This window comes from Cellulomonas sp. ACRRI, assembly GCF_022346185.1.
Lineage (GTDB): Bacteria > Actinomycetota > Actinomycetes > Actinomycetales > Cellulomonadaceae > Cellulomonas.
Genome location: NZ_JAKRMS010000010.1, coordinates 42,537 through 51,134 on the forward strand (window position 1 = coordinate 42,537; position 8,598 = coordinate 51,134).

12 protein-coding genes are annotated in these 8,598 nt (G+C 74.6%); 9 read left to right on the forward strand and 3 right to left on the reverse strand.

Translation table 11 applies throughout. The features are described from left to right. Positions 1-315 precede the first annotated feature (315 nt). The 7 genes from infA to MHY85_RS04130 all read left to right on the forward strand — a co-directional run bounded on the left by infA (position 316) and on the right by MHY85_RS04130 (position 4,405). Positions 316-537, forward strand: coding sequence for a translation initiation factor IF-1 (gene infA / locus MHY85_RS04100; protein WP_146838576.1), 222 nt, complete (start codon positions 316-318; stop codon positions 535-537). 74 nt (positions 538-611) lie between these two features. After that, on the forward strand, positions 612-725 hold the full coding sequence (gene rpmJ, locus MHY85_RS04105; RefSeq protein WP_013117849.1) for a 50S ribosomal protein L36: 114 nt from the start codon (positions 612-614) through the stop codon (positions 723-725). A 200-nt stretch (positions 726-925) separates the two neighbouring features. Next, complete coding sequence (gene rpsM, locus MHY85_RS04110; RefSeq protein ID WP_147794342.1) at positions 926-1,306, forward strand: 30S ribosomal protein S13; 381 nt, start codon at positions 926-928, stop codon at positions 1,304-1,306. Positions 1,307-1,399: 93 nt separating this feature from the next. Beyond that, complete coding sequence (gene rpsK, locus MHY85_RS04115) at positions 1,400-1,801, forward strand: 30S ribosomal protein S11 (RefSeq protein WP_147794341.1); 402 nt, start codon at positions 1,400-1,402, stop codon at positions 1,799-1,801. 145 nt (positions 1,802-1,946) lie between these two features. Continuing rightward, entirely contained in the window at positions 1,947-2,957 is a 1,011-nt protein-coding gene (locus tag MHY85_RS04120; protein ID WP_154729327.1) for a DNA-directed RNA polymerase subunit alpha, read from the forward strand. Positions 2,958-3,023: 66 nt separating this feature from the next. Beyond that, positions 3,024-3,566 (forward strand): 50S ribosomal protein L17, encoded by a 543-nt coding sequence (gene rplQ / locus MHY85_RS04125; RefSeq protein WP_239193367.1) that lies wholly within the window; start codon positions 3,024-3,026, stop codon positions 3,564-3,566. Between the two features lie 98 nt (positions 3,567-3,664). Next, entirely contained in the window at positions 3,665-4,405 is a 741-nt protein-coding gene (locus MHY85_RS04130; RefSeq protein WP_239193368.1) for an alpha/beta fold hydrolase, read from the forward strand. Positions 4,406-4,599: 194 nt separating this feature from the next. On the opposite strand, the gene MHY85_RS04135 is transcribed toward MHY85_RS04130, so the two are convergent. Beyond that, positions 4,600-5,124 carry a hypothetical protein gene (locus tag MHY85_RS04135; protein WP_239193369.1) on the reverse strand — a complete coding sequence of 175 codons (525 nt, stop codon included), beginning with the start codon at positions 5,122-5,124 and terminating at the stop codon, positions 4,600-4,602. 71 nt (positions 5,125-5,195) lie between these two features. On the opposite strand from MHY85_RS04135, the gene MHY85_RS04140 reads away from it, so the two are divergent. Next, positions 5,196-6,047: an HNH endonuclease signature motif containing protein gene (locus MHY85_RS04140; RefSeq protein WP_239193370.1), complete on the forward strand. Its 852-nt coding sequence runs from the start codon at positions 5,196-5,198 to the stop codon at positions 6,045-6,047. 113 nt (positions 6,048-6,160) lie between these two features. Here MHY85_RS04140 and MHY85_RS04145 read toward each other — a convergent pair whose 3' ends face one another. After that, complete coding sequence (locus MHY85_RS04145; protein ID WP_239193371.1) at positions 6,161-7,171, reverse strand: YafY family protein; 1,011 nt, start codon at positions 7,169-7,171, stop codon at positions 6,161-6,163. Positions 7,172-7,267: 96 nt separating this feature from the next. Between MHY85_RS04145 and MHY85_RS04150 the strand changes: the two genes are divergently transcribed. Next, positions 7,268-7,696 carry a VOC family protein gene (locus tag MHY85_RS04150; protein WP_239193373.1) on the forward strand — a complete coding sequence of 143 codons (429 nt, stop codon included), beginning with the start codon at positions 7,268-7,270 and terminating at the stop codon, positions 7,694-7,696. 16 nt (positions 7,697-7,712) lie between these two features. Here MHY85_RS04150 and MHY85_RS04155 read toward each other — a convergent pair whose 3' ends face one another. Continuing rightward, entirely contained in the window at positions 7,713-8,486 is a 774-nt protein-coding gene (locus tag MHY85_RS04155) for an ROK family protein (RefSeq protein WP_239193375.1), read from the reverse strand. Between the last annotated feature and the right edge of the window lie 112 nt (positions 8,487-8,598).

Consider the following 8,598-nt stretch of genomic DNA (forward strand, 5'->3'; position numbering starts at 1 on the left):
GCGCCCCGGGGGGCGGGAAGAACGCGCCCCGCCGACGTGTTGAGGCGTCGTACCCGGCACCGGCGCGTCCGCTTGACGGAGCCGCACCGCGTTTCCCCGAGAGCGCCCGATGGCGTATGATCGTCCGTTGGGTGTGCGCCCTCGCGCTGTCGCACGTCCCGCCCGAGCAGGCCGCACCGCGGTCGTGCGCGTGCGGGCCGGTCGCCGGACGTCAGGACCAGGGCACGTCCACCACGTCCGCACCGGACCCGCCGGCACCGCCGGGGGGAGACGACGGCGTGGACAGGCAGTTCAGGACAAGAGTTAGCGGAGGACATGGCGAAGAAGGACGGTGTCATCGAGATCGAGGGCAGCGTGATCGAGGCTCTCCCCAACGCGATGTTCCGCGTGGAGCTGACCAACGGTCACAAGGTGCTCGCCCACATCTCGGGCAAGATGCGCCAGCACTACATCCGGATCCTCCCGGAGGACCGGGTGGTGGTCGAGCTGAGCCCGTACGACCTGTCCCGCGGGCGCATCGTCTACCGCTACAAGTAACCGACCGAACGAGCATCGCCGTCGGCTTGCTTCCCGCGAGGGACCAAGCACATTCGGCGGCGGAGGAACAGGCCATGAAGGTCAAGCCCAGCGTCAAGAAGATCTGCGACAAGTGCAAGGTGATCCGCCGGCACGGTCGCGTCCAGGTGATCTGCGAGAACCTGCGCCACAAGCAGCGCCAGGGCTGAACGCCCTGCCGCTCGGGACGCACCTGAGCAGCACCGCCGCCGGATCCTGACGGACCGGCACCAGCGCATCGCCGAACCGGCAGCGCACCCGCCACGGCGGGTCGCCACCGGTGAACCCCCGGCTCGGAGGCCGGGGCCCGCAGCACGCGGGAGGACGGTGCGGCAGACCTCCGATCGAAGTCCAAGGAGCCGAAAGGCACATGGCACGTCTTGTCGGCGTCGACCTCCCCCGCGAGAAGCGGCTCGAGATCGCGCTCACCTACATCTACGGCGTCGGCCGTACCCGCGCCCAGCAGACCCTGGCCGCGACCGGCATCAGCCCGGACACCCGCGTCAAGGACCTGGACGACTCCCAGCTCGTCACCCTCCGTGACTACCTCGAGGGCAACTTCAAGCTCGAGGGCGACCTCCGCCGTGAGGTCGCCGCGGACATCCGCCGCAAGGTCGAGATCGGCAGCTACGAGGGCCTGCGTCACCGCCGCGGCCTCCCGGTGCGCGGTCAGCGCACCAAGACCAACGCGCGCACCCGCAAGGGCCCGAAGCGCACCGTCGCCGGCAAGAAGAAGGCCGGCCGGAAGTAACCCGCCCGCGGCCCGCCGGGCCTGTCGACCGACAGCCGCCCGCGCCGCGACGGGGCACCGACCTCACGACCAGCAGCGAGAGAGAACGAGCAGATGCCTCCGAAGACCCGCAGTTCCGTGCGCAAGCCGCGCCGCAAGGAGAAGAAGAACGTCTCCCACGGCCAGGCGCACATCAAGAGCACCTTCAACAACACGATCATCTCGATCACGGACCCCAGCGGCGCCGTGATCTCCTGGGCGTCGGGCGGCGACGTGGGCTTCAAGGGCTCGCGCAAGTCGACCCCGTACGCCGCGGGCATGGCCGCCGAGGCCGCCGCGCGCAAGGCCGCCGAGCACGGCATGAAGAAGGTCGACGTCTTCGTCAAGGGCCCGGGCTCCGGTCGCGAGACCGCGATCCGCTCCCTGACCGCGGCCGGCCTCGAGGTCGGCTCGATCCAGGACGTGACGCCGCAGGCCCACAACGGCTGCCGTCCGCCGAAGCGCCGCCGCGTCTGACCCGTAGCCGGGCCGCCGCGGGCGGGGGAGCGATCCCCCGCCCGCGGCGGTGCCGGCCGGTCGCGCGGGTGGACCGAGACCCGCGCCGCCCAGCGAGTACCTGCGCTGCGTCATATGGCGGACGCACGCTGAGAGGAACCCCGAAGTGCTCATCGCACAGCGCCCCACCCTGACCGAAGAGGTCATCTCGGAGTACCGCTCGCGGTTCTCCATCGAGCCGCTCGAGCCCGGCTTCGGCTACACGCTCGGCAACTCCCTGCGCCGGACCCTGCTGTCGTCCATCCCGGGCGCGGCCGTGACGAGCATCCGGATCGACGGCGTGCTGCACGAGTTCAGCACGGTGCCGGGCGTCAAGGAGGACGTCACCGAGATCATCCTCAACATCAAGAACCTCGTCGTCTCCTCGGAGAACGACGAGCCCGTCGTGATGTACCTGCGCAAGCAGGGTGCGGGTGACGTGACCGCGGCGGACATCGTCCCGCCGGCCGGCGTGGAGGTCCACAACACGGACCTGCACCTCGCCACGCTGAACGAGAAGGGCAAGCTCGAGATCGAGCTGACCGTCGAGCGCGGCCGCGGCTACGTGTCGGCGAACCAGAACAAGTCGTTCGAGGCCGAGATCGGCCGCATCCCGGTCGACTCGATCTACTCGCCGGTGCTCAAGGTGACGTACAAGGTCGAGGCGACCCGCGTCGAGCAGCGCACCGACTTCGACAAGCTCGTCGTCGACGTCGAGACCAAGCCGGCGATCAGCCCGCGCGACGCCCTGGCGTCCGCCGGCAAGACCCTCGTCGAGCTGTTCGGCCTCGCCCGCGAGCTGAACGTCGAGGCCGAGGGCATCGAGATCGGCCCGTCGCCGACCGACGCCGCCCTGGCCGCCGACCTGGCCCTGCCGATCGAGGACCTGCAGCTGACCATCCGGTCGTACAACTGCCTCAAGCGCGAGGGCATCCACTCGGTGGGCGAGCTCGTGGCGCGTTCCGAGGCCGACCTGCTCGACATCCGCAACTTCGGTGCGAAGTCGATCACCGAGGTCAAGGAGAAGCTGGCCGAGCTGAACCTGTCCCTCAAGGACAGCCCGCTCGACTTCGACCCCACCGCCGCCGCGTACTACGACGGCGACGAGGGCGACTTCACCGAGGACGAGCAGTACTGACGCCGGGGAGGCGGCGCACGGCTGACGTGCGCCGCCGGCCCATCACTGGAACCAAGGAGTAACGACATGCCCACGCCCACCAAGGGTCCCCGGCTCGGTGGCGGCCCGGCGCACGAGCGGCTGATCCTGGCCAACCTGGCCACGGCGCTGTTCGAGCACAAGCGCATCACGACGACCGAGGCCAAGGCCAAGCGCCTGCGCCCGCTCGCCGAGCGCCTGGTGACGTTCGCCAAGCGCGGCGACCTGCACGCCCGCCGCCGCGTCCTCACCGTCGTCCGCGACAAGTCGGTCGTCCACGAGCTGTTCGTGGAGATCGCCCCGCAGATGGCCGAGCGCCAGGGTGGCTACACCCGCATCACGAAGATCGGCCCCCGCAAGGGCGACAACGCGCCGATGGCCGTGATCGAGCTCGTCCTCGAGCCCGTCTCGCCGAAGCAGGCCGTCGTCCGCGAGGCCACCAAGGCCGCGCAGAAGGCCGCGCCGAAGGCCGAGGAGACCCCGGCGGAGGAGACCCCCGCCGAGGAGACCCCCGCCGAGGAGACCACGGAGGCCGCCGACGCCCCCGAGGCCGAGGCCGCCGACACCAAGGACGAGGCCGACAAGGCCTGACCTGACGTCAGCACCGGGAGGGCCCGGACCCGGCGAGTTCACGCTCGCGGGGTCCGGGCCCTCCTGCGTCCGCCCCGCGCGCGGGATACGGTCGCGGCATGGCCGTCCCCGTGGTGCTCGTGCACGGGCTGCGCACGTCGCGGACGATGTGGCGCGCCCAGGTCGAGGCGCTGCGGGGGTACGGCGTCGAGGCGCTGGCCGTCGACCTGCCGGGGCACGGCGCGCGACGCGGGGAGCGGTTCACGCTCGACGGGGCGGTGCAGTCCGTCGCGGACGGCGTCGACGCCGTGGGCGGGCGCGCGCTCGTCGTCGGGCTGTCGCTCGGCGGGTACGTCGCGATCGCGCACGCCGCGCGGCGGCCCGCGCAGGTGGCGGGGCTCGTCGCGGCCGCGTGCTCCACCCGGCCGCTCGTGGCGCTCGTCGACGGGTGGGCCCTCCTCGCGCGGGGGATCGCGCGGCTCCCCGACGCCGGTGCCGGCCTGAACCAGGGGATGGTCGACCGGGTGCTGTCGCCGTCCGCGGCTGCGGACGTGGCCGCGGGCGGGTTCGCGCTCGACGTCATGGACGACGTCCTGCGGGCCATGCGGGCCGCGACGCCCGTCGAGGACCTCGCGCGGGTCGAGGCGCCCGTGTGGCTCGTGAACGGGCGGTACGACCACTTCCGCGGCGAGGAGCGGCGGTTCCTGCGCGCCTGCCGGGACGGGCGGCTCGTCGTCGTGCCGGGCGCGACGCACCTGGTGTCGCTCACCGCGCCCGTGGGGTTCACGCGCGCGGTGCTGGGCGCGGTCGACGCGGTGTCGGCCCGCCGGGAGCGGGCGGTGAGTCCTCCACAGGCGTGACGTCGTGCTTCGTCCCCAGGTCCCGTCGGGCGGCGGGACGGTGGGGCGGCGGTGGCTCCTAGCGTGCTCGTATGCCAGACGACCTGCAGGACCGCCACGCTGCCGACACCGACGGCGGCCGTCGGGCCGCGGCGTCCGGCGTGCCGGGCGTGGGCGACGGCCTCGGGGAGCGGTTGGACGCCATGCCGGCCGGTTCACGCCTCCTGGCCGAGCTGGAGGCCCTCGACCTGGACGCACTGCCGTCCTACGAGCTGCCGGAGGTCGTGGTGCAGGCGCGGCGCATCGGGGCGCACGCGCACGCCATCGAGACCGCGGCGGCGGCCGTCCTGGCGCGGCACCCCGACCTGCGCCACCCCGACATCGCCGCGGTGTGCCGGTCGCTGCCCGAGGGCACCGCGTTCGTGCACGCCGACATCGCCGCGGCCGACCTGTCCGCGCGCCTGCTGGTGCCGCCGGCTGAGGCGAAGATGCTCATCCGGGAGGGGCGCGCGTACGCCGGTGCCCTGGCCGAGACCGGGGCCGCCCTGGCCGACGGGCGGATCGAACCGGCCAAGGCCCGCGCGGTCGTGCAGGGCGCCGGGGACGAGCCCGCTGACGTCGCGGCCGCCGTGGAGGCGGCGGTCCTGCCGCGGATGTCGGGCCGGTCCGTCGCTCAGGTCCGCACGGACGTCGCGCGGGCGCTGAACCGGGTCGACCCCGAGGGGGCCGCCGACCGCCACCGCACCGCCCGGTCCTGCCGGACGGTGTCCCGGCCCCGCGTCCTGCAGGACGCGGGGCCGGGCTGTGGGCCGTGCTCCCGGCGACCGAGGCCGTCCGGATCGACAGCATGCTCGACGCCCTCGCCCGACGGTCGCGCGAGGCCGGCGATCCCCGGACCCTGGACCAGCTGCGCGCGGACGAGCTCGTGGACCGCGTCCTCGGCCGCGGGACGCACCTGGTCGCGCCCGACGGCACCGTGCTGCCGTCCCGGCGGGACGGCGCCCACCAGGACCTCGACCCCGCCGACCTGCCCACGGCCGCTCCCGCCGAGACCGCGCCCCCTGCTGACGAGGCCACCGAACGGCCCCCGCACGCGAGCCCGACCGGCCCGCGAGCCGTCGTGCACGTCACCGTGCCGCTGTCGACGCTGCTGGGCGCCGACGACGAACCCGGCGACCTCGCCGGGTACGGTCCGGTCGACGCCCAGCAGGCCCGGGGGATGGCCCTGGACCTCGGGTCGACCTGGCAGCGGCTCGTCACCGACCCGCTGTCCGGGACCGTCCTGGACGTCGGGCGCACCACCTACCGGCCACCGGCCGCCCTGGCCGACCACGTCCGGCACCGGGACAAGTACTGCACCGCCCCCGGCTGCCCCGTGCCCGCCGCGCGCTGCGACCTCGACCACACCGTCGAGTACGACCCGCCGGCAGACGGGTCACCGCCCCGACCGCTCGGGACCACCTGCGCCCACAACCTCGGCCCGCTGTGCCGCACCCACCACCGGCTCAAGACCGCCGGCGTCCTGCGCGTGCGCCAACCCACCGCCGGCGAGTTCGTCTGGCACACCGCCACCGGCCACGCCTTCCGGGTCAGGCCCGGCACCGAGGAACCCACGCTGCACCTGACCGGACCGCCGCCGCCCGCGGCAGGACCGCCGTTCTGACGCGGCCGCCGCGGATCTCGGGGCGCGACCGCCGAGTCGACTGGCCTGCGGCCAGGCCGGTGTCGGCCGTCGGAGGGTGATCGGCTCGCCCGAGCGCGGCGAGCGTGCGCGCATCAGGCGGGCGAGCGCGGCTGGCCCGTCGACGCGGCGGCGCGCGCGAACCGGTCCCCCAGCACGGCGCAGGCGTCGGCCAGCTCTCGCGGCTCGACGTGCAGGATCGCGGCGTCGAACCGCGCGGCCGCTGCCGCCAGTGCGACCCAGGACCAGGATCCCAGCGTGACCCGGCACCGGCCTGCGTCCAGGCTCTCGACGGCTCCGTCCGTCACGAACGGCACGACGTGCCGGACGTCGGCGTCGAGCACGATCGTCCCGCGGCACGGCCAGGCGCCGTCCGTCGTGGACGCCCCGCGGAACCGGGCGGCGACGAACGCCTCGACGTCCCCGCCCGGGACCTCCCGCGGGCCGAACCGAGGCCCTCCGGACACGCGAGGTCGGACACGGTCGGCGCGGAACACCCGCCAGTCGTCGCGGTCGAGGTCCCACCCGACGAGGTACCAGCGGCCGGTCCTCGCGACCAGGTGGTGCGGCTCGACGCGACGGGTCGGGGAGTCGTCGTCGGCCGCGGCGTCGCCCGCACCCCGGACGTAGCCGAACCGCAGCACCTCCCGCGCCCGCACGGCCGCGCCGATCGCCGTGAGGACCGCCGGGTCGACGGTCGGCGCGCCCGCGGCCGTCATGACGGTGACCGGCACGGCGTCCGCGCGGTGGGCGAGCCGCGCGGGCAGGACCTGGCGCACGGTGCGCAGTGCGCGCTCGGCGGCCTCCTCGACGCCGGCACCCGACGCCGCGGCGGTGCGCAGGGCGACCGTGAGCGCCACGGCCTGGTCGTCGTCGAACAGCAGGGGCGGCAGCGAGGTCCCGGCGTCGAGCCGGTACCCGCCCTCGCGTCCGCGGGTGCTGGTGATGGGGTAACCGAGCGCACGCAGCCGGTCCACGTCCCGGCGCACGGTCCGGTCGGTGACGTCGAGGCGGTCGGCGAGCACCGCCGCGGGCCAGTCGCGCCGCGCCTGCAGGAGCGAGAGCAGGGCGAGCAGCCGGGGCGCGGTCGTGGGCACGTCGCCCATCCTGCCGCGGTATCAGGACACCACCTGTCCTGAATGGGTCCCAGTGTGGTGCCAGCGCCGGCCGACCGGGCCGCGCACCACCGGATCGAGGAGACCATGACCATCACGACCACGACCCACCTGAACTTCCGCGGCGACGCCCGGGCGGCCCTCGAGCACTACCGCGACGTGTTCGGCGGCGAGCTGACGATCGCGACGCACGGCGACGCCGGCGCGGTGGAGGACCCGGCCGAGGCCGACCTGGTGCTCTGGGGGCAGGTCCTCTCGGACGACGGCTTCCACGTCATGGCGTTCGACGTCCCGGCGGCCCGGCCGTGGGACGCGGGCACGGACGCGTTCTACGTGTCGGTGCGCAGCGGGTCGGCGGCGGAGATCTCGTTGCGCTGGGAGCGGCTCGCGGCTGCCCCGGGCGCGACGGTCCTGGTGCCGCTCGCACCGTCGCCGTGGGCGCCGCTGTACGGGATGGTGCGCGACCCGTTCGGCGTCACGTGGGTGCTGGACGTCGCGGTGCCGTTCGCGGGCTAGGCCCGGGACCCGACCGTCAGGCGTCGCCGCCCAGCTGCCAGGCGCGCACGCCGCCGACGATGCCCGCCTGGTTCGGCACGACGACCACGTCGTCGCCGAGCCGGGCGAGCACCTGCGGGGTGATCTGCCGGGCGTTGCCGCCGCCGAGGTAGAGCCGGTCCCACAGCACGACGGGTCGCAGGCCCTCGACGACCTGGCGGACGCGGCGGGACCACAGGCCGTCGCCGAGCCGGGCGCGCTGGATCTGGCCGATGTACTCGTCGTACGTGGTGAGCCGGCGTACGGGGGCGTGGGACCACTCGAGGTGCGGGGCGAGCCGGCCGCCGTCGAACAGGGCGGAGCCGAGCCCGGTGCCCAGGGTGAGGACGAGCTCGACCCCGGTGCCGGACACGACGCCGGCGCCGTGCACCTCGGCGTCGTTCAGGACGAGGGCGGGGACGCCGAGCCGCTGCTCGACGGCGGCGCGGATGTCGCAGCCGGACCAGGCGTCGACGAGCTCGGGGTCGACGCGGGTGTGCGGCCCGGACCGGGTGACGTAGTGCGGGGTGGCCACGACGACCCCGTGCCGGATCATCCCGGGCATGCCGACGGTGGCCCGCTGGAACGGCGGGAGCCGGTCGGCGATGTCGGCGATGGCGTCGACGAGCCGCGTGGGCGGCAGGGGGTAGGGCGTCGGCACCCGGACGGCGGGGGCGTGCAGGGTGCCCGAGGTGTCCAGCACGGAGGCCTTGATGCCGCCGCCCCCGCAGTCGACGGCGAGCGTGTACGGGGCGGGGTCGGGTGTGGGCACCGGACCACGGTAGAGGAGGCACCCGCCCCGTACCCTCGGGGGCGTGCCCGACCTGCCCCCCGACGCCGGCCGCCCGGCCCCCGAGGGTACGGGGCGGGTGCCTCATCTACCG